Source organism: Paenibacillus foliorum (assembly GCF_013141765.1).
GTDB lineage: Bacteria > Bacillota > Bacilli > Paenibacillales > NBRC-103111 > Paenibacillus_S > Paenibacillus_S foliorum.
Genome location: NZ_WHOD01000128.1, coordinates 32812 through 57686, shown reverse-complemented (window position 1 = coordinate 57686; position 24875 = coordinate 32812). Strand labels below are relative to the sequence as shown.

Genomic DNA, 24875 nt, shown 5'->3' with positions numbered 1-24875 from the left:
TATATTATATTTGTTTTAGGAACATGAAGGAAGGCTTTTTAGTTGATCTGCCCCTTTGGTTTAATAAGAAAGAATACTAAGCCTAATGTCAGAAGTGATAAGCTTGCCACCGTTATGAACACGATTTGACGAGATATGTCCATCATCCAGCTGAATAAGGGAGGACCAAATGCTACTCCAAGAAACCTTAGGCTGCTGTAAATGGAAGTAATCATTCCTCGTTGTTGTCTTTCAACAGAACCCGTGATCATCGTATTTAAGCATGGCAGTAATAAGCCTGTACCGATGCTGCTAATAGTTAGCAGGCCAATTAAGAAATATAAGTTTTTTTCTAAAATAAAAATACAGGCACCTAACGCTATTGTCATAAGGGTAAGCCCGATATTCATCAACCATCTCATTAAGGTTCCATTCTTTTTGATCATCGCTCCGGTTGTGTAAGAAGTTACGACCATGCCCAATAAGGGGATGGCTAACACTAACCCTTTCTTTACACCATCGATTTTGTAGGGTTCTTCCTCTAATATATTGGATAAAAAGAAGAGTACACCGAATAAAACGAATAACGCCAAGGAACCTGCGAAAAATGCAGTGATTAACCAACGACCTTTTTGTTTTAAAATAGCACCGATCGATTTCAAGTAGGGTTTTAGTTTTTGAGCCTGTTGTTCCTTTTTTGGTTCTTTTAATAAAAACATAACAGCAAGCAAAGAGATCAAGCAAAACACAGGGAAAGCAAAAAAGGCAGCATACCAAACAATGAGAGCAAACAAAGTGCCGATGATGGGGCTTAGTACTTTGCCCATCCCATTGGATGCCTCCGTTAAGCCTAGCGCTTTGCTTTCCGTGCCTCCCTTATATAGATCCCCTGCCAATGCCATAGCTATGGGGGCCGTCCCAGCTGCGCCAAGCCCCTGAATGGCTCTTGCGATGATTATGATCGTGTAAGAGTTCCAGACAGCTCCAAAGCCTGCTAGAACGCCTGCTGCTCCGTAAATGATTAAGGAAGGGATCATAATGGCCTTTCGAGAAAAACGGTCTGACAAGTAGCCTGAGATCGGTATAACGAGACCTGCAGTTACCGAGAATAAGGTGATAACGAGACTGCTTTGAAATTTACTGATCCCAAGCTTATCCTGCATCTCAGGTAGAATAGGAACCAGCATGGAGTTGCCTAATACAAGCACTAACGGAACTGTGGCAATCGCTATGAATTCCCATATTTGCCCTTTGGATTTGCTGCTTTTTTTATCCTTTTGATTAGGGGGAGGAGCTGTAGCTGCTTCCGTTTCCATATCGCTCTCGAAGGTGATATTTAGCTTGCGATTCTTTGTCTTTTGCATCGGTCGAAAGTCTCCTCTAAAACAATGGTGTACAAATAATGTGCCCTAAGGGCGAAGTTGTCATTCTTTATGACTTATTAAACGGAAGCATCCAAATAACAGGGAAACATTTTGGTTACAATATGAATTAAGCTAAAAGAATAAGACTCCAATTGAGGGAAATAATTGATTTAGAGGAGCTATAATAATGAAACGAAAATTTCCAGCGGTGATCATTGCTCTATTGTTAGTGGGCTTAGCCGCTTATCAGATGATTCAAAACGAACGAGAGGTTAGTGCTGCCGGGAGTATCAGGCCTCCCGAAATGGCGAGGAATAAACCAGTGCCGTCATTTACGTTAAAGGCGCTGGATGGGAAGGGATATGAAGTTGGCGGTGAGAGGGAGAAGCCTTTAATTGTGAATTTTTGGGCTTCGTGGTGCGGACCTTGTCATGAGGAAGCGCCGGATTTGAAACGAATGTATGATAAATACGGTGGACAAATGGATCTGTACAGTGTTAACGTTACCAAAGATGATAGGCTTGAGGACGTAAAGGGGTTTGTTAAGAAGTATGATTTATCCTTCCCTGTATTGCTGGATCAGAAAGGGACGAGTGCAGAATTGTATCGGATATTGTTTGTTCCAACCAGCTTCTTAATTGACAAGCATGGTATTCTTCGTGATGTGATACATGTTCTCCCTCCGGATTTGCTGGAACAACGAATACAACTGCTAATTAACAGTTGAGGAGACATATAAAAGCGCGGCAGTACGGATTTGATATTCCGTACTGCCGCGCTTTTGGTTATTGACGGTATGATTAGTGATTAACCAAGCCGATACGTTCTTTTTGCTCTTCAATTTGTACGGTGCTTCTTGTTTTCCCGATTAGAGCGTAGCGTAGGCTATCGATTAGAGCATCTGCGCTCGCCACAATAATATCAGCGGATACGCCGACGGTGCTCCATGTGTTATGGAAATCAGTGGATTCAATTAACACGCGAACTTTAGCAGCGGTTTTATCCTTTTCATCAAGTACACGCACCTTGTAATCGCTGAGATGCATATCTTGGAGTACAGGGTAATATTGCAACAAGCATTTGCGCAGCGCGTTATCAAGGGCGTTAACAGGTCCGTTGCCCTCTGCGGCATTATAGACGGATTCACCGTTTATGCTTAGCTTCACAATGGCCTCGGTGACAACAGGTTGATCATCATTTTTAGCTACTATTATCTTGAAGGATTCCAAGGTGAATAATTCTTCTTGCTTCCCGTAAGCATCTCGGATCAGAAGCTCTAACGAAGCGTCCGCTCCCTCGAACTGATAGCCTTGATGCTCCATTTCTTTAATTTGTTCAATTAATTTACGTGATTGTTCGTTATTGTTATCGAAATTCAATCCAAGCTCTTGAGCTTTAAATACCAGATTGCTTTGACCTGCCAGCTCGGACACAAGCACTCGCTGCTTGTTCCCGACAAGCTCTGGTTTAATATGCTCATAGGTGCTCGCATTTCTTAGAATAGCCGAGACATGAATTCCGCCTTTATGGGCAAAAGCTGCAGCGCCTACGAAAGCTTGATTCACAGGCAAATGCATATTAGCGATTTCACTGACATAACGAGCAACATTAGACAAGCCTTGTAGTTGCTCTTCCGAAATACAGGAGTAGTTAAGCTTTAGCTGTAAATTAGGTATGATTGAGCATAAATTTGCATTGCCGCAGCGTTCCCCAAACCCGTTTATCGTACCTTGAACTTGCGTAGCTCCTGCCATTACAGCTGCCAGGCTGTTCGCAACACCGAGCTCGCAATCATTGTGGGCATGAATGCCCACAGGAATGGAGACGAACCGTTTTACAATTGTTACAATCTCACTTATTTCATGAGGAAGGGATCCGCCGTTCGTATCGCATAAAACGATCCAATCTGCTCCAGCTTCTTCTGCTTTTTTTATGGTTTGCAGAGCGTAATCTGCATTGTTTTTGTACCCGTCAAAGAAATGCTCAGCATCGTAGATGATTTCCAAGCCTTTACTTTTCAAATAATGGACGGAATCATAGATCATTGAAAGATTTTCTTCTAAAGTGGTCTGGATAGCTTGGTGCACATGGAAATCCCATGATTTACCGAAAATGGTTGCAACTGGCACTCCAACTTCCAAAATACGGTTGAGATTGATGTCGTTCTCAGGCAGCGTATCTTTGCGACGGGTACTGCCAAAAGCTGTAACCTTTGCATGCTTGAGGCCAAGCTCCTTAACACGGGTGAAAAATTCAATATCTTTATTGTTGCTGCCGGGCCAGCCGCCCTCAATATAGTGAACTCCAAGGGAATCAAGCTTGCGGGCAATTTTCATCTTGTCCTCGACAGATAAGCTAATACCTTCGCCTTGAGTGCCGTCTCTAAGAGTAGTGTCGAATATTTTTACGAAGTTGGCCATGGGTTATCCTCCTGCTATAAGACTTGCACAAAATATGATTCATTATTATATCACAATAATTCCATCAAAGGGTATCATTTTCACAAAAAAGGCGGTTTACGTTGCTTGACCTGAATATGCAAGGAAGGTATGCTGAAAGATGAACGGCTATATGTGAAGTTACATTCTAATAGGGGGCAATTCCATGTCTGCTACTATTCTGGCCAGAACCTCTACTACCGGTTCCGAATTTGCATCCTACTATTATGTTCAAATATATTCAGAGCCTGTCCATAGTAGAATTGAAATGATTCAAGCTATATTATGGAGTTCCCGCGCTGAATATGAACAATGATAATAATCAAGCTTATCCAGTTAACGGAAGAGTGATCCTTCATATTGATATGAATGCTTTTTATTGCTCGGTCCACGAGGCTGTTGAGCCTGAGCTTTACAAAGGAAAACCGACCGCTGTTGCCGGTAGTGTGGAGCTGCGCAAAGGTATTATCGTCACCTGCTCTTATGCCGCAAGGGCAAAGGGGATTAAGACGGGCATGCTGGTTGGCCAAGCGCTGAAAAAATGCTCTGACTTAATTCTTATTCGCCCGAATTTTGATTTGTACAGGCAATATTCCAATGCGTTTATGAATATTGTATATAACTACTCACCTTTAGTGGAAGCCATGTCAATCGATGAATGCTATGTGGACATTACAGGGTCCAAGCAATTCGGTACCCCTTTGGAAATTGCTGAGCTTATCCAAAGTCGTATTCGCGGGGAACTGCTTCTACCCTGTTCAGTTGGTGTGGCACCCAATAAGCTGCTCGCCAAAATGGCCTCGGATATGAAGAAGCCAAATGGCCTTACCGTACTGAGAAAGCGAGATGTGCCGCGGGTATTGTGGGATCTGCCCTGCGCCGATTTGTACGGTATTGGCAGCAAGACAGCAGAAAAGCTAAAGCGTTTAAATATCCTTACTCTGGGTCAGCTTGCCAAGGCAGAGGAGAAGCTGCTTAGAGAGCACTTCGGTGTAATGGGGGTAATATTAAGACATTCAGCTAATGGTGAGGATGATTCTCCTGTTCAGCCGGAGCGCGAGCAAAGCAAATCAATCGGTCATACCACAACGCTTCCTGTTAATTTTACTGATTTATCTGACATTCGCAGAGTTTTTCTTAATTTATCCGATCAGGTTGGAAGGCGTCTCCGCAAGCAAATGCTGCTGGCTCAGACCATACAGATCACTATTCGCGATCCTGATATGAGAACAATTACACGTGCCGCCAAACTCAAGACTCCAACGGAAAACCGAGAGGATATCTATAGCATGTCTTGTAAATTATTTGAAGAGAATTGGTCCAAAGGCAAGCCAGTCCGGCTTCTTGGGATCACGCTTCAAAACTTATTGGATAAATCGGAGGCCGTAGTTCAATTGGATTTGTTTGATTATGAGAAGCAGCCTTCGAGGGAGAAGCTTAATAAGGCGATGGACGCTCTACGTGATAAATTCGGGGAAAGCGCGATATTGACCGCGGGTATGCTGGGAGACGATCCATCATCGCTCATACGCGACCACAAAGCAAGAGGTACGTCTCTGCAAATGGATCATCTTAGGTTAAATCGGTTGGAGGATAAGAAGTAAGAGATGACGAGTGTGATTGGGTTCGTGGGGTTTTCAAATAGTGGTAAAACGACACTGATTTCTAAATTGGTAACCCATTTTACCAATTCAGGTCTGAAGGTGGCTGTGATTAAGCATGATGCGCATGGGCATTATAAAGAGGCTGAAGGAGCGGATTCCACCCATTACAGGGAAGCGGGAGCTGCTGCGACAGTTGTCATCTCACCTGATTCCTATATGGCATTCCGGCGGGAAGTTACTGAGCTAGAGCCCATCGTGGCGATGCTCCAAGTTGAACAAAGCTATGAGCTCATTTTTGTAGAAGGCTTCAAGAACGGAGCTCATAATAAAATAGCTTTGTTCCGTAATGAAGAGCAAGCCGAAATTATAAGAAGCTTACCCCAACCTCCTGCTGCTGTCGCATCGTTTGAAACATTCAAGAAACTAGTGCCCGCAACTATTCCTTTTTTGGAAATAGATGATATATGCGGAATTGCAGAGTGGATCGAGATTCATATGAAGAAGAATAGTATTTGAACTTTCTCTTGTTTTATATTATATTTTAGGATGAGCTTACAATTTAGGGAGGAATTTAAAAATGGCAAAATATACTTGGGTTGAAAAAGATACCTGTATCGCTTGTGGGGCCTGTGGAGCAACAGCTCCAGATATTTATGATTATGACGATGAAGGTTTGGCAGAAGTAATTTTTGATGGTGACGGCAACAAAGGCGTAACTGAAATTCCTGATGACTTGTACGATGATTTGCAGGATGCTCAAGATGGCTGTCCAACCGATTCTATCAAAGTAGCGGATACACCTTTCAATTAATAATCATTTTCGACAAAAAGCCTTTTTTTCTAGGGATTTATTCCTATGAAAAAGGGCTTTTTTTGTTAAAATTCGTAGAAATTCCATGTATTTAGGAGGGATTTATGGTAAGATTATGTACGAAACTTTGGGTTGGAGGGGTTAAATGAGAAAGGGTATCAGTAAAACGGCAATGATCGTAATTGGTAATACAGTTGTTGTGCTAATTTGTTTGATTTTTCTTACTTTTGGACTATGGAAAGTGCTATCCGACCAAGTATTCGACATAAATATGAAGCAGTCTATGACTGGAGCGCCGCATGGTGATATTTTGGTGATTGGTATTGATGCGGAATCGATCAAAGCGGTTGGGCCCTATCCTTGGGACCGCAAAGTATATGCCCAGTTGATCAACCAACTAGAAAAAGCTGGAGCCAAAGTCATTGGTTTTGATATTGAGCTCTATTCGCAAAGTAATAATCCAGAGAGCGACAAGTTGCTTGGAGAGGAGATTGCAAAGTATAAAAATATAGTTTTTCCTTCCCATGCCGAACTGGAGAATGAATTCGCTCGTTCAACTAAAGTTAAAGAAGGCGAACTGCTCATGGCCAGTGGTGTACAGCATCCAATCCCCGCTATTAATAAATCTCCTAACAAGGCGCATATCAATGCAGCATTTGACACAGATGGCATCATTCGTTTTAACTGGCTACAGATCAACACACCTGAAGGTATTCTACCTACGATGGGACTTGCTATGGCTCAATTAGCCGGTGAGGATGTAATTAAATATTTGAATATGCCCGTACAACAAAACAGTCCTAAATCCCAAATGCTCATAAAGTGGGACGGTGTGGAGAAGGATTTTGAAACCATTCCTTTTTCCGAAGTTTATAATGGTAAAATTCCAGCGAGTACATTTAAGGACCGAATCATATTGGTCGGTTATACCGCACCAGGCTCGGATGAAGGGATAACACCGGTCGAGCGCCATATGCATCTGGTTTATGCCCATGCTAATATTTTGAATCAGATCCTGAATCAAAAAACGATTACACCAGTCAGCGGCTCTGTGACGGTTGCATTAGCGGCATTAATGATTTTGTTATTCGGTTTCTTAACGTGGAAATTGAAGGCAATATCCGGTATCATTCTGGTTTTTTCCGTTTCAGTTGGTCTTATGATAGCACAGTACATAACTTTCGCTTATAGCAATCTTTATTTAGATTCGATCGGGGCAGTTTTGAGCGGATTAGTTTCATACTTAGGCAACATAGCTATGAAAACCTACTTTGAAACGAAGCAAAAAAACTATATAACCAAGCAATTTGGACGTTACATCTCCCCAGATCTAGTTAAAGAGATAGCAAGCAGTGATTCGGAAATTCAGCTAGGCGGAATCAAAAGAGAGTTAACGCTGCTGTTCCTGGATGTTAGCGGATTTACTCCACTTTCGGAGAAGCTTAAGCCGGAGGAAGTTGTTGATTTCTTGAATATGATGTTCAATTTAATTACAGAAAGAGCTCTTGAAAATCACGGTACCATCGATAAATTTATAGGTGATGCAGCTATGATTTTGTACAATGCTCCATTGGATGTACCTAATCATGCTTATTATGCAGTAAAGACCGGCTATGAAATCCAAAAAGGTATGGAGCAGGTTCGTGCAGATGTTGAGGCTAAATATGGCATTAATCTGAGTATAAGAATTGGTATTAATACGGGGGATGTGGTTGTAGGAAATATCGGTTCCTATTTACGCGTGGACTATACGGCAATTGGCGACAATGTCAACACTGCAGCAAGAATCGAATCGACAGCTAGTCCGAATCAAGTTTGGGTATCTGAGTCCACATATGAGCAGACAAAGGATTATATCGAATATAACTTTGCCGGTGAGAAGCTAATGAAGGGGAAAAGCTCAGCATTGAAGTTGTTTGAGGTTGTAAACATAACAGGAGCTCCGAAAGAGGGCGGAAAAGCGGGAAAAGCCTCTTAATGTGTCAAATTTTGCATTGCTTATTGAAAACTATCAAATTACAATCAAGAGAGTGAATAATTCGTTGAAAATGAATGATAGAGATGAGAGGAGATTTAATGTGGGACATTCAAAGCGAATGAGGATGGATGGAAAGAAATCATTTTTGTCGCTAGTTGTTGCATCTTGTATGGTATTTTCATTATTATCGACTACACTGTCCAAGCCGGTAGAAGCAAAATCAACTAGAGCGGCAATATTAGTAGATGTAAATGGAACCGTTAGCGTCAAAAAGGCAGGAGGCTCCAAATCTTACACCGCCTACAAAGATATGAGCTTAAATGAAGGCGACGTCATTATTACAGGAGCAAGCTCTTCTGCCGTATTAAAAATTGCCGATCATGATGATGAAATTACGATAAGCGATAATGCGGAAGTTAGCATAGCAGAACTGTCTGAACAAGGCGCAGGGAAAACGTCTAAAATAAAGTCCTGGGCTGGTTCATTGTGGGTTAAGGTTAAATCCTTGGTAAGCTCAGAAGATGAATTTGAGGTTGAAACGCCCACAGCCGTCATGGGTGTTCGTGGAACACAATTAGGCATATCCATTAATCCTGAAACCGGAATTATGACCGTGTTTCTGGCGGCAGGGAAGATTGATGCATCAACAACTACAAACAACGGGCAAGGTGGCACACAGGAAACTGCCAACACGATCTTGCTGCCATCTCAACAGCTGAATCTGGATAGTAGAGATGAAGTAAAGGATTTGAATTTAAAAGTAGATATTATAGACATTGATGCATTTATACGGGCAGCATCTCCAGAAGTCATTAAAGCTCTCATTCTAAATAAAGCTCTTATTGATAAAGAAAATCAAGAATTTATAGCTGCTAAGAAACAAGAGATTGCCGAGAACGGTGAGTCCAATACCGGTGATTCGTCTCTGACCATTAAGGATCAATCCACTCTAGATAAAGTCAGCCAAAACTTAGATAATCTAATTGGAAATATTGCTAAAGCAGCATTGGCACAAAATAAAATTAGTACAGCTGAAATGAATGCTCTCATTTCGGAAGCCAACAAGAAAATTGATGACGATCAGAAAAAGCTGGATTTAAATAAAGTAGTGCCTTTGGATAAGACTGCGGGTGTCGACGCTGAAATGGAACGACTAAAAAAAGCTGAGCTTGAGAAATTAAATGCGAAAAAGCAAGCAGAGCTAGAAGCGAAACAAAGGCTTGAAAAGGAAAAGTTGGAAAAATTTAAAGCTGCCTTAGAAGCAATGGAAAAAGAAAAAAAGCGAATTGAAGAAGAAAATAAGAAAGCAATTGAAGCTGCTAAACAAAAAGCGGAAACCGAATATCTCAGCAAGCTGAGCGAAGAAGAGAAGAAGCGTTACGAAGCGGAAAAGAATGGTTCTACAGGAAATGAACCTGCTCCTACACCTACACCATCGCCTACACCATCACCATCACCGAATAGACCAAGCACTATTAGTGTGAAGCCGCCGGTATTGGTGAATCCGACAGCGAATACAACCAATACAACAGGAAATGTGGAAGTAAAACTAACGGCAGCCACAGGTTCAAACATAGAAATCCTGAATGGAGACACGGTTGTTGCCACTCTTCCTGGCAAAGGTGAGCTAGAATCCATATTCTCTTTACCTCTTCAGAATGGAATTTATAATTTAACGGCTCGTGCAGAAAGTGGCGGCAGATATAGTACTTCTGTTGTTATTCCGACAATAACGGTTCAAATACCGGACGTTCTGTTTACTCAGGCAAGCAAAGATGCTAATACGGTAACTTTGCAATTGTCGATGGCCAATTTCCCGAAGGCTAAAGAGTTTTATGCGGTTCAAGCTCACTTGGTTTATAACAATACATTGAGCTACATAGGTCCAAAAGAGCTTACAGACACACCGAATACGGTGTTTGACGGAGCCGACATATCAGCTGAAACATTGAATCAACATATTGGAAATACTCAGTATGAACTAATTTACGCCGCTTCTCAATTCGAAGCATCTACTTCAACCGCTGAAATTAATAATATTACAGTAGTAGGGACAAAGGCTTTGGTGTCAATTCCGTTGACCTTCTCGCCGAATGCAACAGGTTCAACAAAAGTAGATCTTGTTTATGTCAAGGTTGTAAATAAAAACGGCGCTACCGTTGCGGAGTTTACGACTCCCAAATCGATTACTGTTACAAAGTAAGGTTTGAATCGGGAAGGGGAACCATATGAAAAAAGTAAGCAAGCTCGTTGCTCTAAGTATTCTAGCATCGGTCCTAATGAGCAGTACTACAGCGTGGGGAGCATCGTTATCCTCAGATAGTGTTAAGGGCAGCAATAACCAGATATTGACTGATGTTACAACGGTTGCTGGAATCGGGGATTTCAGCGCTGAGAATGGGGCTGCACTTTCGTCCACGTTCCGCAGTCCTTCAGGTATCGCTATTTTGCCTAATGATTCTTTGCTAGTCGTCGACACTCGCAATCATTTACTGCGTTTGGTCAAGGACAATCAAGTAAGCACCTATGCCGGGCTTAGCTTAAAAAAAGACAGTAAAGGTTTTCCGATCGGTGGAAGATATGACGGTATCAAGGAAGAATCATTTTTCCAAAATCCCGCTGGCCTAACGGTTGACAGCCAAGGAAATGTATTTGTTGCTGATGCAGGTAACAACGCAATCCGTAAAATTACACCTTCGGGTCAAGTTATTACCCTTGCAGGTAACGGTCTTATAGGAATGAAGGATGCTACTGGAATGGAGGCTACCTTCTACAATCCTTCCGATGTTGCTGTAGCAGCAGATGGGACTATCTATGTTGCTGATACATTGAATCATTTAATTCGAAGCATCAGTCCAAGTGGACAGGTAAAGACATTAAATGCTTTGTCTGGCCGTCTTATCGAGGTTACGCCCGGACAAGTGATTCAATCAGGCGATTATGCGGATGGCATCCTAGCTTCTGCTAAATTCAACGAACCAAAGGGACTTGCTCTAGATAGCAAAGGAAATCTATATGTAAGTGATACGGGTAATCAAAGAATTCGTTATATTGATCTTCAGAAGAACACGGTATCAACGGTTGCTGGCAGCAGCTTAAATGATACGAAAACTGGATTATACGGCAAGTCAGATTTATATGCTGCTGGTGACTTTGCAGATGGGTCTGCTGACAAAGCTTTGTTTAATTCTCCACAGGGTATTGCAGTTACGGATGAAGGCGGTCTTCTAATTGCGGATAGCAATAATCATTCGATTCGCTATTTACTAAACGGTCAAGTATCCACAATAGCCGGAGCAGCAAATCTCCGTGGAGGAGAAGCTGACGGTGCTGATCGCAGCGCACAGTTAAGAAATCCTTCCGATGTGGCTGTTTCAAAGGATGGAAGCATCTTTGTAGCAGATGCTAGCAACAATAAGCTGCGTAAGATTAGTTTGTATCGTCTACCGACAAACCTTCCAAAGAATGATGAAGTGAAGGTAGTCTACGGTTCACAATTGATTAAATTTGATGTGAAGCCTGAAATTAAGGAAGGCAGAACTATGGTTCCAATCAGAGCCATTACGGAAGCATTGGGATACCAAGTAACCTTCAATGATGCAGAACGCAGTGTTCAACTGTCAAAAGACGGTGTTGCCATTGAACTGTATATCGATGAAACGGGTATTAAAAGAACGGTTCAAGGAAATGATGCAGTTATGAAGGAAACAGATGTAGCTCCTTACATTAAAGAGGATACAACTTATGTACCCGTACGTTTCTTCGCTGAACAAATAGGTTTGAACGTCCAGTGGAGTGATGCTGCCAGGACTGCTATTCTTCGTTAATTTACATTAATAGTTCCTTTTGGCTTCGCTTCTGAAAGACCTATAGTGTTGAAAAGCAGAGGGTTCTGCTCTTCACATTATAGGTCTTTTGGATTATGATAGTAGACAAAAGCCCACTAGGTTGGAGGCGGGACCGAATGTCCAGTATGCAAGAGCTGCAGAATCGAGTGGAAGAATTGGAGAAGCGGAATAAGGAGCTCTCTCTATTACTGGAATCGACTGATGAGTTGAAGAAAGGCACAACCGAAACGGATGATCCTTTCTCAATTAGTGTCATCCATTCTCTAGTATTAGCTCTAGATTCCCGAGATCCGTATACGGCAGGTCATTCATCAAGAGTGGGATTATATTCGTTGTGGATTGCTAGAGAACTGGGGATTTCCGAAATTGAATGCAAACATTTCTATAGGGCAGCCTTGATGCATGACATAGGTAAAATCGGTGTTCCGGATCGGGTTTTATTGAAGGCTGACAGTCTGAATGATGAAGAATTTCAGATTATGATTTCCCATACAACAATCGGTGCTAGAATATTATCCAAGATGCAGCCGGAAAAACGGATGATTCAGGCGACTGAGGTAGCTTTGTATCATCATGAGAAGATGGATGGCTCAGGCTATCCGGAAGGATTGCAGGGAGAGGAAATACCATTCTACGCAAGGATCGTTGCTGTGTCAGATGCTTTTGACGCTATGACGACAGATCGTCCCTATGCTAAGGGAAGAAGCTACAAGGATGGAGTAATCGAGATTATTCGGTGCAAAGGAACGCATTTTGATCCCCAGGTTGTAATGGCCTTCGAAAAGGTTATGCACACTAGAAACTATTTAAGGGATGAGTTTGAAGTAAGACCGTTCGTTGCACCCGTGGAATAAGACTTTATAAGCTGAATAAAGGATAGTTTTTTGCACCAGGTTCTTCGATACCATGGTGTTTTTTTCTGCCCTAAAAAAATTTGAAAAAGAAGCCGATATTAAGTGGGAAGGGTGGAAGGAAGGGATTGGATGAAGGAAAAAGAGCATGAGGAGCAGCTAAAACAATTTTTTAAGCATCAAGAAGATCCACTTCATTTGAAAAAATATGTGCGTGAGCACCCGAATAATAAAATGGCCTGGTATTTGTTGGGTCGCGAATATGATGCTCAAGGTAAACGCGGTAAAGCGTTGTATTGCTATTCACAAGCAGGGGAGGTTTACGAAGCCTTCGAGAATAAAGCTATTCCCGTTTCTCAGGAATCCCTTCAGTCGTTGAAGCAATGGGAACATAGAGTAATGAGAAAACGCTGGCTTAACCGCTTACGAGTAGCTGCCCTAACCGCGCTGGTTCTAGCAGCGATTGCCTATTTACCACCATTTCAGCCTAGTTCGCAGCCCATATCCAGCATTTCGTCACTTCCCCAGGATGTAAGCACGGCACTGGTTGAACAAACAAAGGTCTATTATGTGACGGCCGGTAAAAATAAAGAAAATGTAGGTGCAGCCTTACAGGAAATGCTGATTAAAGAACGATTGAACAGCTATGCGATATTAGCCTATGGTAAGCCAACGGATGATGGTAAGTGGATCTCGTGGCTGAAGCCTCCAGATTTATTGCTTTCCGTCGAGGGCAAGCAAGATGCCGCCCAGCAGCAAATATACTACCATGATGCGGAAAGCTGCAGCTGTCAGCCTACTGATTCCACGAAAGCGCGCGCGATTTATCAATCCTGGGCCGGACAACGAGAGCAGGAGCTCGTTCTTCGATCAGCGATAGCTGCTTACACGCGGAAAAATGGTCAACCACCTGAAGAGCTGCAAGCATTGAATAAGCCTTATCCACAGAATGTATTACCTGGTATTACACCTTTCATGCAGCAGCTATACGATCAACAGAAGGAACTGATAACAACTGATTCGCCTGATCTGCAAAGTAAGAATCAATCGGTGACAAGTCCTGGCTCTGCGCCTGAAACAGCAAGTATTGGCTCTGGGGGATCTGATTCTACTAAACCTTTATCAGGTCCAAGTGGACTTATGAAACCGTTGACTGAACCTATTCGAATCGTTATTGATAAGACAAACCACCGATTGGCGGTTATAAGCGGCCAGATGATTGTGCGCAGTTATCCGGTAGGCTTAGGAGCTAATAAAACACCGGAAGGCACGTTCGAGATATCGGAAAAGGTTCGGAATCCAAATGGGAAATCCAATGGGGACTTTGGCAGCAGAGGCATGGCGCTTTCGGATACTTTGTATGCCATCCACGGGACTAACAAGCCTTCAAGCATTGAGAAGGATCAATCATTGGGCTGTATCCGCATGCTTCAGGAGGATGTCGAGGAATTGTTTGATATGGTTCCATTAGGCACCTCTGTAACGATTGGAAAAGGCCTTCTGCCTTCTGAAATCAAGCGGGGTGAGCCAGTATTTAGGTTGCCTCTTAACAGCAATGAAATGAATCCTGGGAAAGTATACAAATGGCTGGATTAATCCGAAGGGTCTAGTAATTAAATAATAGGTAACGATAGAACGTGAAAAAAAGGATATCAGGAGTTATAGCCTGGCATCCTTCTTTGTTGTTTGAATTTTTGAGTTTGAGCGATGGGGCATTTATTTATTCAATAGCAATAATACAGTCATGGCAATGATTACTGCCGCGAATACGCAGCCCACCCAAATTAAAAGTTTTTTGTTGACCTCGTCTTTTGGTTTACGCTGCTGCAAATAAGTTGGTTTTTTACGCTGCATAGGGATCAGCCCTGCCTTTTAAATGGATTTAGGAATATTTTATCATAATGTACCCATTTAAACAGATGATTTTACAAGACATGTCCTCTTTATTTTTCCTGCATAAAACGATAAACTGTTCAGAGAGAGCACTTAACGTTCGTGGGGGAGAGACATATGCTTTATAAAAAGATAGCTAAACCGATTTTATTTTCAATGGATCCTGAAAAGGCGCATCATCTTACAATAGATGGCCTTCACGCAGTTTCGAAATTTCCAGGAGGTAAGGAGCTGCTTAGAGGACTATACGCGGTCCCAGAATATCCTGAATTAAGAACCGAATTGTGGGGAATTCCCTTCGCTAATCCTGTCGGATTGGCTGCAGGTTTGGATAAGAATGCAAAGGCTGTTACTGGCTTTTCGAGCATAGGCTTCGGATTTATGGAGGTTGGTACGGTTACACCGAAGCCGCAGGCCGGCAACGAACTGCCGAGGCTTTTCCGTCTGCCAGAAGACGTGGCTCTGATCAATCGTATGGGTTTTAATAATGTAGGAATCGAAACGATGGCGCAGCATTTGCAGGAAACAGGCAAACGTACTATACCGGTAGCTGTCAATATTGGGAAAAACAAAGCTACGCCAAACGAGCATGCAGAAGACGATTACCGTGCCTGCATTCGAGGGCTTTATAATTATGGCGATTTCTTCGTGGTGAATATCAGCTCGCCGAATACTCCGGATTTACGCAGTTTGCAGCATGGTGACGATTTATCGCGGCTGCTCGATGCCGTTCAAGAAGAAATGAAGCTGCAGCATCAACAAAAGGGAGGGGCAGCCAAGCCTGTTCTTGTTAAAATAGCTCCTGATCTTCGAGAGGAAGAAGTTTCGTACATGGTTCAAACCATTGTCAAAAGTGGTGTTTCAGGCATCATTGCCTCCAATACAACGATCTCAAGGGATGGATTGACGCATCGGCATAAAGGAGAAATGGGCGGACTAAGCGGCAGACCGCTCACTGAACGTTCCACTCGTTTGATCCACTCGATATATGCAGCCACTGAAGGCAAGCTCCCTATTATCGGATCTGGAGGGATTTTCACAGCGCAGGACGCTTATGACAAAATATGTGCCGGTGCTAGTTTGGTAGAAGTATACACGGCGCTCATTTATGAAGGACCTGGTTTAATACGGCACTTGAATGAGGGATTATTAACCCTTCTGCGTAAGGATGGTTTCAAACATATAACGGAAGCGGTCGGTTCTGCACACCGACGTTAGTAAGAATGGAGGAACTTGGATGGATGGACGCGACTGGAAAAAATTCCTGTTACCCTACGAACAAACTGTCGAGGAATTAAAAGTTAAATTCAAAACATTGCGCGGCGAATTGAAAAGCAGAGAGGAATATTCTCCAATTGAATTCGTAACCGGACGGGTTAAGAAAGTTTCCAGTATTCTCGAAAAATCAAAGCGATTGAATGTTCCTAGTGAGCAATTAGAGAAAGGCATTGAGGATATTGCTGGGATTCGTATCATGTGCCAATTTGTTGAGGACATTGAAAGGCTGGCTGAGCTGATCCGCAAGCGTGAGGATATGACTCTAGTCTATGAAAAGGATTACGTCACTAACAAGAAACCGAGCGGGTATCGCAGCTATCACATGATAGTAGAATATCCGGTGCAAACAGCGCTAGGGATGAAGCGGGTGTTGGCTGAGGTTCAAATTCGGACGCTGGCAATGAATTTCTGGGCTACAATTGAACATTCTCTTAATTATAAATATCGAGAGAGCTTGCCGGAGGAAGTGATTAAGCGGCTAAGTAAGGCCGCTGAAGCCGCTTATTTGCTTGATCAAGAAATGAGCAGCATTCGCGATGAAATCATGGAAGCACAGCAGTTGTTTGATGATAATTCGAATATTATTTCACGCGTATTAAATGGAATTCAAGAGCTGTATTTCTACTACCGAGTAAGAGAAGCTGCCCAATTCCAGCTGCGCTTCAATGAGCACTGGGAGACTGATGACGTTAGATATCTTAAGGAGCTGTCAGCCGAGATTGATGAAGCTATTGCTCGGGCTAAGAAAGGGTAATGGCCTGCTTGCAGCCTGGGTTTACCCTATCCGAAGTTATTGAGGTGAAGCCGTGATAGGAGAGCAGCCGTATGACCTGCTTTATGTAAAATTTATTTATTACTTTAATGTGGAACGGGATTATTTCGAATGTCATGAGGTCATGGAGGAGCTCTGGCTGGAGGAAGGTAGAGCTCCTTTATATCAAGGCCTTCTTCAGGTAGCGGTAGGTCTTTACCATCACAGTAACGGTAATGTGAGCGGAGCAATTAAGCTGTTTACAGCAGCGTTGGAGAAGCTTGTGAATTCCAGACAGCCACGATTGGGCATTAATTTGGAACACCTGGTGCAGGATAGCAAGCTTTATCTGAGTCGCTTGGAACAATTGGAGCAGGAGCCGTTCGAATTTTATGATTTGGATATTCAAATTACGGATCCTGAGCTTGCTCAGCTGGTAGAAGAGCTTATAATGAACCCGCCAGTAGTTAATCACGAGGAAGAATAAGAAAACGGAACGGAAGGCTGTGCCCACTACGGCATTTGCTTTCTTTTTTTGTTGTTTATGTGGAGTGGTATTCCGCTGTTGATGGGCCCCTAAATGAAGGATTTTTTACATTAGCGTGGAATACATCAATACGCTTACAACATGAGTGATTCTTTGAACAGACTGCGGGGAATACGGTATGAAGCTCAACATTAGAAAAGTACAAAAACCTTTTATTTGGCTTGCAGCCGGGCTAGCTGTGCTAATTGCGACAAGCTTCATTGTTTTTTCATACCCTGTACGGACAACCCCATTTGTTAAAGCGATAGATGCATCCGATCAAAAGGCAGGCTCTGCCAAAATTATTGCTACACCAGTCAGCTATAGCGTGAAGGAAGATTTTAAGAATTCGAATGTTGAACTGCCGAAGCATGATTTTGGTTCCCTACAGGTTAGCAAGTCCAAAGTAAATCGCGGTATACAGCTCCTCGCCAAGCAAGGGCATGTACAGGGACAATATGTGGCTCCAGACCAAACGCGAATGGTCTATTTGGTACAACGCCTGCAGCAAGAGGAAAAGGATGCTTGGGCTCAGGTCGAGCTTGTATCTGTTGATCCTCAAACACAGCAAATGCTCATAGAACCGATAGGGTTCACTTACACTAACGGAGAACAACTGGAAGCTGCGCTGCAATCGACGGGGTTGAGCGGTTTTGTATCCAATGATGAATTTCTATATACGACTGTAAAAAATGAACATGATGAGTGGGTTTATTTGCTCAACAAATTTAATTTTACACATAAGACGGTAACCCCTGTAATGGAATTATTCCGCTATTCGTATACAGATAATAATAACAAACCTCCTGTAATTTATTGCTCGCAGCTTTCCCCTGATAAAACACATTTGTTCGTGCGTGATAGTAGAAATGGGATTGTCAGCTATGATTTGGGTACGGGAGAGGCGAAGCTGAGTAGTAGTGACTCTAACGAGGTTAAGCCCGGTGAATATTTTGAACTATTAGAGGATAATGGAATCGCCTTGTACAGTGCTTCCCGTTATCAAAGTGATGTGTTGTGGGTTGATCTAAATACAGGTGTGAGACGTCAACCGTTTATTGCAGAGCAGGGCTTTGTTGAGGTCGGGATGGATGTAAAAGGAAAAATAATGTATTATAATTTTACTAATGACCGTATGCCGGAAAATATAATGATGAGCGATAAGCAAGGGTTGCTTTTGCCCAATGGCGTTCAGATGACAGATTTTCAGGGTAATCCAACAAAGCGATTCAGCTTATCGAAGGATGCGAAGGAGAAGCTTGAATTCGGCGGCTACAGTGAAAGCAAGAAGGCGGTTTTGCTGCATAAATTCACAGTGGCGATGAATGGTAATGGACAGCCTTATAAAAAGACGTCAGGCTGGCTGCTGGGAGATATGAACACAGGCTCGATGACCTTGCTTAACAAAATAGATGTTCCTGACAACTGGGATAAGAAAGATATCCTATTCGGTAAAGTAGCGCTCAGCGCTGTAGTACATTCAGCCCAAGAGCAAGTATTTGTAAATTTTCTGGATAATAGTTACTATATGTCACGTTGGAAGACTCACCAGGTACAGCTTCTTCAAGATGAAGACATTGTCATCTACCAGGATGACTTGCAAAAAAGGGTGTTTGTTAGTTCGTTTACCCGACCTGATCTGGTCGTCGCGGCTTTGAACTATAAGAAATATAACTGGGACAATAATAAATTTAGTTTGCTGAATGGACATTGGTTGACGCGTTATCAAAAGCAGCCTGAGGGCGATAAGCTGTACTTTTTCCAGTGGAATTAACGGGTTACGGTATTTTGTGCAGAATAAGCTGCGGAAAGTTGGACGAATATGGGCAGTCAGTTGCCTGAGGCTTTTTTAACAAAAATGGAACGTATGCTGGGTGAACAATATTCGGCTTTCCTTGCTTCTTATGAGGATACCAGATGGTATGGACTGCGGATAAATACATTGAAATGCAGCGTAGAGCAATTTCTCTCATTGTCTGAACTAGATCTTAAGCCGATTCCATGGACCCCTACAGGCTTCTACTACCGTGAGGAGGATCGGCCTGGTAAACATCCGCACTATCATGCGGGCTTATACTATATCCAAGAACCAAGCGCGATGGCGCCAGTTGAGCTGTTGGACGTTCATCCAGGCGAGCGCGTACTCGATTTATGCGCAGCTCCAGGAGGCAAATCTACGCAGATAGCAGCGAAACTGGAGGGGCAAGGCGTTCTGGTTACTAACGACATTCATTCGGATCGAGTGAAGGCGTTAGTGAAGAACATCGAATTGAGCGGTGTGCGCAATGCAGTTGTATTAAATGAGCAGCCAGAGAAGCTTCAGCGGCCCTTTGAAGGCTATTTTGATAAGATTCTAATCGATGCCCCGTGCTCGGGGGAAGGTATGTTTCGTAAGGAAGAGGACATGGCCAAGGCATGGCAGCCTGACTGGGTGAAGAAGTATGCCGAGATGCAGCGAGAGCTTCTTCGACAGGCTGCTGTTATGCTGCGATCAGGAGGGCGGATAGTTTATTCTACCTGTACGTTCTCGCCTGAAGAAAATGAGGCAATGATAGCTGAGTTTCTCCAAGCACATCCTCGATTTAAAGTGTTGGCGGTTTCTCCTGAGCATGGGTTTCGTTCCGGAGAGCCGGCTTGGGTAGATTTGGACATGGCAAGTTATAACAAAGAGACTGAGGGAGCAGTAAGTTCTGTTTCCGAGAGCACCAAGCAAGCGGTTGAGGGAACGGTAAGACTGTGGCCGCATTTGCTTCATGGAGAAGGTCATTTTGCAGCGGTTCTTGAATGTTCCAGTGATGATGAGAACCAATTGCTTGAGGAAAAGCAATGTCTGCAAGAAACACCAGAACCGTTCGAGGCAGTGAAAGCCCGTAAACAGGCTAAACGGAGCCATGGCACTGAAGGCTCTCGTCCGTCAGTTAAGGTGAAAGGTCAACCTGTCATTGATTTGCAATGGCTTTATCAATTCATGGAAGAGAACACTTTGGATATAGCCTTTAGCAATATTATCCTGCACGGAGACCATGTCTATGCTGCTCCAGAAGGGCTGCCCGATTTGAATGGTATCCGAGTCATTCGTCCAGGGTGGTACTTGGGTTGTTTGCGCAAGCAGCGCTTTGAGCCCTCACATGCGTTGGCAATGGGGATGAGAGCTTCAGATGCTGTCCGAATGGTCTCGCTATCGTCGGCAGATGCGATTGCAATTAGGTATTTGAAAGGAGAGACTTTGGAGATAGCTGAGGAACGGGTAATAAGATCTCGCTCAGCTATCCCATTGAAGGGCTATTGTCTTGTATGCATCGACGGGTACCCGGTCGGTTGGGGGAAATGGCTTGACGGTATGCTTAAGAATGAATATCCAGCCGGTTGGAGGTGGACCTAGAATGAAGCAAACGATACGTTTGGAAAAGCTGCTGGCGCATACCGGTCATGGTACGCGCAGTGAGATTAAACGATTGATGAAAACAGGATCCGTAAGTGTAAATGGACGTCCGGTCAAGGACGGCGGCATACAGGTCGATCCTGAGCAAGATCAAATTGCCGTGGACGGAATAGGGGTACGTTATCGTGAGTTTATCTATTTGATGCTGAATAAGCCGCAGGGCGTCATTTCGGCAACAGAGGATTCTCGAGATCGTACTGTGATTGACTTACTGGATCCCGAATACCAGACATTCGATCCATTTCCTGTCGGACGGTTAGATAAGGATACAGAGGGACTATTGCTGCTCACGAATGACGGCAAGCTCGCGCATAATTTGTTGAGTCCGCGCAAGCATGTGCCTAAAACGTATTTTGCCGAGGTGGAGGGCGCCGTGACAGAAGAGGACATAGATGCATTTTCAGCAGGAGTTACGTTGGATGATGGATACGTAACGATGCCAGCTAAGCTGAATATTTTAAAATCAGGGGATCCTGCTACAGACGAGGTTTCGAAGATCGAATTGACGATCATGGAAGGTAAGTTCCATCAAGTGAAACGGATGTTTCAGTCTGTTGGAAAAAAAGTTGTATTCTTAAAACGAATTTCGATGGGGCCGCTACTTCTTGATGAATACTTGGAAGTAGGTTCTTACAGAGAATTAACGGCTGAGGAGCTGCTTGAATTGCAGGCAAACACAACATCAGGGTTAATCGGATAGAAATTTATGGCAGGGATCGATGGGGGAGCTTGGAGAATTTGAACTATTCTATGATTGCATTAGATGTAGATGGAACACTACTGAACGATCGTTATGAAATTACAGACGTTACCAAAGAGGCTCTGCAGCAAGCGCATGCTTCAGGAATAAGAATTGTACTTTGTACAGGCAGGGGACCAGGGAATGCTGTTCCGATATTGGAGCAGCTGGGCCTGGAGGGAGTGTTGATTACGCATAATGGTGCAGCAACCGTTCAAACACCTGGCGGCATTCTGCTGCATGAGTGTGGATTTTCTCTCGATGATGTTGAACCAGTGATCCGTTACTGCAGGGATAAGCAAGTTCATTTTGACGTCAACACCGCATTTGAAATGTATGTCGATAAAATAAGTGCCGTGGAGGTAAGCATGTATGAGAATTATATGCTTCAACCCCAGAGAGTTAGCGATATTATGCAGCTGAACCACCCACTTGTCAAATTTACGATCTTCGGTTCATTAGAAGTAATGGATGAAGTAGAGCAGGATTTAAGGTTGATGGAAATGCCGAAAGGTCTTCAATATATCCGCAGCGGAGATTACTTTATTGATGTGATGAGTGTGGAGGCTTCCAAGGGTAAAGCACTTGAGCAGCTTGCTCAGCAATGGAATATCCCCCGTGAACGGATAATTGCTATGGGGAATTATTATAATGATATAGAAATGCTCGAATATGCAGGAATAGGAATCGCAATGGATAACTCGCCTGAAGACGTAAAAGCTGCTGCAGATGCAGTAACATTATCTAACAATGATAATGGAGTTTATGAGGCATTGGTGAAATTAGGACTTGTCTAAGGTGATTTGCAACTGATCATGCATACAGAAAGACCGCTCACGCGGCGCGTGAGCGGTCTTTTCGTAGATTGGATTGTTATGCGGTACTTTCCTCAACCTTGGACGAACGCGTACGTCCTTAAGGAAGATCGCCTTATTAAGTCAGGTGGCTATGCGATCAGTTGATAGAAGCTTTCGAACGGTCGTAGAAATCTATTAACGCTTATTAGATAGCAAGCTTACAGGAAGCCGGCACGAGATACGATGACCAACAAGATAAACAATACCAAAATAACACCTGTGCTAGTGTGAAATCCTCCAACTGTAGACATGCTGCTTCCTCCCATTGGTTATATTAACCGATCAACAAGACAAACTGCGTCAATAGCTGAAGGGCATTGGTAGGAGCCTTAATTAGCTTAACTTGGTTATCGGTCTTCTTTATAGTATGACATTTTCCTCAGATCGTTTGGACTCCTATCCCCTATGCATACTTTTTGGGCATATTAGGACACGATAGTAAAGATGGTTTATAAAGCCACTGCAACCATACAGTCCATTGGAGGCGAGAATAATGACCGATGTTAGGCTCAGACCGGATTTGAAGACGACAGGCGGAGAGGTTAGCGACATACTGTGGAACGATCAGTTTATTGGAACCATGACACTGGTATATCGCGAGGCAGACCGCATTTCTGGGGCTATCCAATTGGAAGAAGAGAGTCTTCCTCGCAATGCTAAACAGCGTGTCATGACTTTTCTACAGGAGCATATCCAATTTCAGATCCATGCATGGGGAGTTCATTCATGTGATGTGATGGTTACTTATAGTAAATATGATCATATCATCGCTACGGATGCTGTGGAGTCTGACGCTTATAATGTAGAAGAAGATCATGATTATGATTATGATTGGCCGGAGAATGAACGCTTTGAGGATGAAGATCCAATGGAGCAAAATGAGTACGTAATGAATGAGGATCTGGACTTCATGCCCGTTCAGAGTGCTTCGGATGAAGATAAATCAGTCTCTGATTATTTCGAGCTGATAGTCGTTGCAGAGTCTCGCAATAAAATTGAATACCATATTTATAATGAATTTCAGGAATTGGTTGCTGAGACATCGATCCGTATCCTAGGGCGCGAAGTAAGCGGAAATGTTACTTGGACACATGATCCTAATGATGATGAAATAGAAGCGGTAACTAGTCTCCTGGTGAGTGATTTTGATGAGGATGAGGTAGATACTTTCGTAATTAATATGAAATGGGATCAGGAGATTGTTGAAACTATTGAGCTGACCCATCAAGACCTGTTTGAGGATGAGGACGACGAGATTGAAGAATGGTTAGGATCTGTTGATGAGGATTTGAACGAAGAGGATTATACAATCGTACTTGCCCGTGATGACGGTGACACTCTAACTTATGAAATATACCAGCAATCGTATGGCGGGCTGCCAATTGGCACTGCAACCGTAGATATTAGTGAAAGGCAGTTAACTGGTTTTATCGATTTTCGGGAACCGGGCAACTCCGATGATCGTGAATGCATTACCACCTTGTTGATGCAAGAATTGGATAAGGAAAAGGAATTCGAGTCGTTCAATGTCACCATGTTATATCAGAACCAGCCTTTTGAAGAACTAATGTTTGAAACAGAGGCTTACCATTAGGTAATAACTACATTGAGTAAAACAAATACCCCTGCAAGTCATCATCGGATGAAGCGGGGGTATTTATTTTACTCAATGATCCATCGAGCATCCAACACAGATAGCTAACACTAGCCTTGGTTATTCTCGCTCGAATATTCCTTACGCTTATCCTTCCAGAATAAAGCAGTTAACATCCGCTCAATCCATTCCTTATCCTGCTCAGAAAGCTCAATTCCGTCGAATACCAGATCATTTTCACGTAGAAAACGTCGCAGATTTACACGTGGTTTGGCATAAGGTTCATTAGGCTCTATTACCTGCTTCTCCAAGTATCCAGCTATACCCATGAGCTCAGAGTAAGGTGTGTTTAATCCCTCCGACAATTTCATCAGCACATCAGGCGAAGGCACGCCACGGTTTCCATTTTCCAACTGAGAGATGTAAGCTGCAGAAACACCGGAACGGTCAGCTAATTCTCTAATAGTGAAGCCTTTTAATTTGCGCATATCGCGTAGTTGTTCATAAAAGTTCATTAGGCAGCACCTGCATGATTAGAAGTAAACAATAGTTAACATTATTATAATATCAGTAAACATATGTAATTTCAACGTTCGCAACCATGTATTCAAAAGTAAACAATATTGGTTGCAATAGCAAAAATAGTTATGTTATAATTTAGCTTATATTGGAAAACTAGCAGCAGAAATGAAAGGAGGCTGACTTCACTAAGATGAAAATCACAACGAAGTCGAATGCCTTTGTGAAAGCAAGAATTGTAAAAGGATTGTCACAAAGGGATTTAGCCAAGCGATCAGGCCTAAGTCCATCCTACATAAGTTTGCTTGAGCGCTCAGTCAAATCAGTAGGGCCAGCTACAGCTAAGAGGCTATGTGAGTTGTTGGATCAACCTTTGGAGGTTCTGTTCGTAATTGAATGAAAA

At 43.1% G+C, this 24875-nt stretch carries 24 protein-coding genes; 19 read left to right on the top strand and 5 right to left on the bottom strand.

Features of this window, described 5'->3' with window-relative positions; genetic code table 11:
- Positions 1-38 precede the first annotated feature (38 nt).
- On the bottom strand, positions 39-1343 hold the full coding sequence (locus tag GC093_RS32910; RefSeq protein ID WP_171656186.1) for an MFS transporter: 1305 nt from the start codon (positions 1341-1343) through the stop codon (positions 39-41).
- Between the two features lie 187 nt (positions 1344-1530).
- On the opposite strand from GC093_RS32910, the gene GC093_RS32905 reads away from it, so the two are divergent.
- Positions 1531-2070 (top strand): TlpA family protein disulfide reductase, encoded by a 540-nt coding sequence (locus GC093_RS32905; RefSeq protein WP_171656185.1) that lies wholly within the window; start codon positions 1531-1533, stop codon positions 2068-2070.
- 73 nt (positions 2071-2143) lie between these two features.
- On the opposite strand, the gene cimA is transcribed toward GC093_RS32905, so the two are convergent.
- Positions 2144-3763, bottom strand: a complete 1620-nt coding sequence (gene cimA, locus GC093_RS32900) for a citramalate synthase (protein WP_171656184.1) — start codon at positions 3761-3763, stop codon at positions 2144-2146.
- Positions 3764-3947: 184 nt separating this feature from the next.
- On the opposite strand from cimA, the gene GC093_RS32895 reads away from it, so the two are divergent.
- The 9 genes from GC093_RS32895 (at position 3948) to GC093_RS32855 (ending at position 14469) form a co-directional block, all read left to right on the top strand.
- On the top strand, positions 3948-4097 hold the full coding sequence (locus tag GC093_RS32895) for a hypothetical protein (RefSeq protein ID WP_171656183.1): 150 nt from the start codon (positions 3948-3950) through the stop codon (positions 4095-4097).
- A complete protein-coding gene (locus tag GC093_RS32890) occupies positions 4087-5385 on the top strand; it encodes a DNA polymerase IV (RefSeq protein WP_171656182.1) in 1299 nt (432 codons plus the stop codon). Before GC093_RS32895 ends, GC093_RS32890 begins: the two co-directional genes overlap by 11 nt.
- 3 nt (positions 5386-5388) lie before the next feature.
- Positions 5389-5901 (top strand): molybdopterin-guanine dinucleotide biosynthesis protein B, encoded by a 513-nt coding sequence (gene mobB / locus GC093_RS32885; RefSeq protein WP_171656181.1) that lies wholly within the window; start codon positions 5389-5391, stop codon positions 5899-5901.
- Positions 5902-5962: 61 nt separating this feature from the next.
- Entirely contained in the window at positions 5963-6196 is a 234-nt protein-coding gene (locus GC093_RS32880) for a ferredoxin (RefSeq protein ID WP_171656180.1), read from the top strand.
- Between the two features lie 145 nt (positions 6197-6341).
- Positions 6342-8174: a CHASE2 domain-containing protein gene (locus GC093_RS32875; RefSeq protein ID WP_171656179.1), complete on the top strand. Its 1833-nt coding sequence runs from the start codon at positions 6342-6344 to the stop codon at positions 8172-8174.
- 100 nt (positions 8175-8274) lie between these two features.
- Complete coding sequence (locus tag GC093_RS32870) at positions 8275-10377, top strand: FecR domain-containing protein (protein WP_171656178.1); 2103 nt, start codon at positions 8275-8277, stop codon at positions 10375-10377.
- Positions 10378-10402: 25 nt separating this feature from the next.
- Positions 10403-12001, top strand: a complete 1599-nt coding sequence (locus tag GC093_RS32865; RefSeq protein ID WP_171656177.1) for a stalk domain-containing protein — start codon at positions 10403-10405, stop codon at positions 11999-12001.
- A gap of 137 nt (positions 12002-12138) precedes the next feature.
- A complete protein-coding gene (locus GC093_RS32860) occupies positions 12139-12876 on the top strand; it encodes an HD-GYP domain-containing protein (RefSeq protein ID WP_171656176.1) in 738 nt (245 codons plus the stop codon).
- 129 nt (positions 12877-13005) lie between these two features.
- Complete coding sequence (locus tag GC093_RS32855; protein ID WP_171656175.1) at positions 13006-14469, top strand: L,D-transpeptidase family protein; 1464 nt, start codon at positions 13006-13008, stop codon at positions 14467-14469.
- Positions 14470-14589: 120 nt separating this feature from the next.
- Here the strand turns inward: GC093_RS32855 and GC093_RS32850 are convergent, their stop codons facing one another.
- A complete protein-coding gene (locus GC093_RS32850) occupies positions 14590-14727 on the bottom strand; it encodes a hypothetical protein (RefSeq protein WP_171656174.1) in 138 nt (45 codons plus the stop codon).
- 156 nt (positions 14728-14883) lie between these two features.
- On the opposite strand from GC093_RS32850, the gene GC093_RS32845 reads away from it, so the two are divergent.
- The 7 genes from GC093_RS32845 to GC093_RS32815 all read left to right on the top strand — a co-directional run bounded on the left by GC093_RS32845 (position 14884) and on the right by GC093_RS32815 (position 22299).
- Positions 14884-15984 carry a quinone-dependent dihydroorotate dehydrogenase gene (locus tag GC093_RS32845; RefSeq protein WP_171656173.1) on the top strand — a complete coding sequence of 367 codons (1101 nt, stop codon included), beginning with the start codon at positions 14884-14886 and terminating at the stop codon, positions 15982-15984.
- 19 nt (positions 15985-16003) lie between these two features.
- On the top strand, positions 16004-16798 hold the full coding sequence (yjbM, locus tag GC093_RS32840; protein WP_171656172.1) for a GTP diphosphokinase: 795 nt from the start codon (positions 16004-16006) through the stop codon (positions 16796-16798).
- Between the two features lie 52 nt (positions 16799-16850).
- Positions 16851-17282 (top strand): DUF309 domain-containing protein, encoded by a 432-nt coding sequence (locus GC093_RS32835; RefSeq protein WP_312886669.1) that lies wholly within the window; start codon positions 16851-16853, stop codon positions 17280-17282.
- A 178-nt stretch (positions 17283-17460) separates the two neighbouring features.
- Positions 17461-19095, top strand: a complete 1635-nt coding sequence (locus GC093_RS32830; protein ID WP_171656171.1) for a hypothetical protein — start codon at positions 17461-17463, stop codon at positions 19093-19095.
- 48 nt (positions 19096-19143) lie between these two features.
- Positions 19144-20703, top strand: coding sequence for an RsmF rRNA methyltransferase first C-terminal domain-containing protein (locus GC093_RS32825; RefSeq protein WP_171656170.1), 1560 nt, complete (start codon positions 19144-19146; stop codon positions 20701-20703).
- A 1-nt stretch (position 20704) separates the two neighbouring features.
- Entirely contained in the window at positions 20705-21463 is a 759-nt protein-coding gene (locus tag GC093_RS32820; protein ID WP_171656169.1) for a pseudouridine synthase, read from the top strand.
- Positions 21464-21501: 38 nt separating this feature from the next.
- On the top strand, positions 21502-22299 hold the full coding sequence (locus GC093_RS32815; protein WP_171656168.1) for a Cof-type HAD-IIB family hydrolase: 798 nt from the start codon (positions 21502-21504) through the stop codon (positions 22297-22299).
- A 218-nt stretch (positions 22300-22517) separates the two neighbouring features.
- On the opposite strand, the gene GC093_RS32810 is transcribed toward GC093_RS32815, so the two are convergent.
- Positions 22518-22610, bottom strand: coding sequence for a sporulation protein YjcZ (locus tag GC093_RS32810; protein ID WP_171656167.1), 93 nt, complete (start codon positions 22608-22610; stop codon positions 22518-22520).
- A 242-nt stretch (positions 22611-22852) separates the two neighbouring features.
- Here GC093_RS32810 and GC093_RS32805 point away from each other — a divergent pair, with 242 nt between their 5' ends.
- Positions 22853-23953 carry a hypothetical protein gene (locus GC093_RS32805; protein ID WP_171656166.1) on the top strand — a complete coding sequence of 367 codons (1101 nt, stop codon included), beginning with the start codon at positions 22853-22855 and terminating at the stop codon, positions 23951-23953.
- A gap of 110 nt (positions 23954-24063) precedes the next feature.
- On the opposite strand, the gene GC093_RS32800 is transcribed toward GC093_RS32805, so the two are convergent.
- Positions 24064-24468 (bottom strand): helix-turn-helix domain-containing protein, encoded by a 405-nt coding sequence (locus GC093_RS32800; protein WP_171656165.1) that lies wholly within the window; start codon positions 24466-24468, stop codon positions 24064-24066.
- Positions 24469-24665: 197 nt separating this feature from the next.
- Here GC093_RS32800 and GC093_RS32795 point away from each other — a divergent pair, with 197 nt between their 5' ends.
- Positions 24666-24872 carry a helix-turn-helix domain-containing protein gene (locus GC093_RS32795; protein ID WP_171656164.1) on the top strand — a complete coding sequence of 69 codons (207 nt, stop codon included), beginning with the start codon at positions 24666-24668 and terminating at the stop codon, positions 24870-24872.
- Positions 24873-24875 lie beyond the last annotated feature (3 nt).

Bases quoted from the DNA above. Each gene is read 5' to 3' on its own strand.
- GC093_RS32910 (WP_171656186.1), bottom strand. From the start codon at position 1,343: ATGCAAAAGACAAAGAATCGCAAGCTAAATATCACCTTCGAGAGCGAT.
- GC093_RS32905 (WP_171656185.1), top strand. From the start codon at position 1,531: ATGAAACGAAAATTTCCAGCGGTGATCATTGCTCTATTGTTAGTGGGC.
- cimA (WP_171656184.1), bottom strand. From the start codon at position 3,763: ATGGCCAACTTCGTAAAAATATTCGACACTACTCTTAGAGACGGCACT.
- GC093_RS32895 (WP_171656183.1), top strand. From the start codon at position 3,948: ATGTCTGCTACTATTCTGGCCAGAACCTCTACTACCGGTTCCGAATTT.
- GC093_RS32890 (WP_171656182.1), top strand. From the start codon at position 4,087: ATGAACAATGATAATAATCAAGCTTATCCAGTTAACGGAAGAGTGATC.
- mobB (WP_171656181.1), top strand. From the start codon at position 5,389: ATGACGAGTGTGATTGGGTTCGTGGGGTTTTCAAATAGTGGTAAAACG.
- GC093_RS32880 (WP_171656180.1), top strand. From the start codon at position 5,963: ATGGCAAAATATACTTGGGTTGAAAAAGATACCTGTATCGCTTGTGGG.
- GC093_RS32875 (WP_171656179.1), top strand. From the start codon at position 6,342: ATGAGAAAGGGTATCAGTAAAACGGCAATGATCGTAATTGGTAATACA.
- GC093_RS32865 (WP_171656177.1), top strand. From the start codon at position 10,403: ATGAAAAAAGTAAGCAAGCTCGTTGCTCTAAGTATTCTAGCATCGGTC.
- GC093_RS32860 (WP_171656176.1), top strand. From the start codon at position 12,139: ATGTCCAGTATGCAAGAGCTGCAGAATCGAGTGGAAGAATTGGAGAAG.
- GC093_RS32855 (WP_171656175.1), top strand. From the start codon at position 13,006: ATGAAGGAAAAAGAGCATGAGGAGCAGCTAAAACAATTTTTTAAGCAT.
- GC093_RS32850 (WP_171656174.1), bottom strand. From the start codon at position 14,727: ATGCAGCGTAAAAAACCAACTTATTTGCAGCAGCGTAAACCAAAAGAC.
- GC093_RS32845 (WP_171656173.1), top strand. From the start codon at position 14,884: ATGCTTTATAAAAAGATAGCTAAACCGATTTTATTTTCAATGGATCCT.
- yjbM (WP_171656172.1), top strand. From the start codon at position 16,004: ATGGATGGACGCGACTGGAAAAAATTCCTGTTACCCTACGAACAAACT.
- GC093_RS32830 (WP_171656171.1), top strand. From the start codon at position 17,461: ATGAAGCTCAACATTAGAAAAGTACAAAAACCTTTTATTTGGCTTGCA.
- GC093_RS32825 (WP_171656170.1), top strand. From the start codon at position 19,144: ATGGGCAGTCAGTTGCCTGAGGCTTTTTTAACAAAAATGGAACGTATG.
- GC093_RS32820 (WP_171656169.1), top strand. From the start codon at position 20,705: ATGAAGCAAACGATACGTTTGGAAAAGCTGCTGGCGCATACCGGTCAT.
- GC093_RS32810 (WP_171656167.1), bottom strand. From the start codon at position 22,610: ATGTCTACAGTTGGAGGATTTCACACTAGCACAGGTGTTATTTTGGTA.
- GC093_RS32805 (WP_171656166.1), top strand. From the start codon at position 22,853: ATGACCGATGTTAGGCTCAGACCGGATTTGAAGACGACAGGCGGAGAG.
- GC093_RS32800 (WP_171656165.1), bottom strand. From the start codon at position 24,468: ATGAACTTTTATGAACAACTACGCGATATGCGCAAATTAAAAGGCTTC.
- GC093_RS32795 (WP_171656164.1), top strand. From the start codon at position 24,666: ATGAAAATCACAACGAAGTCGAATGCCTTTGTGAAAGCAAGAATTGTA.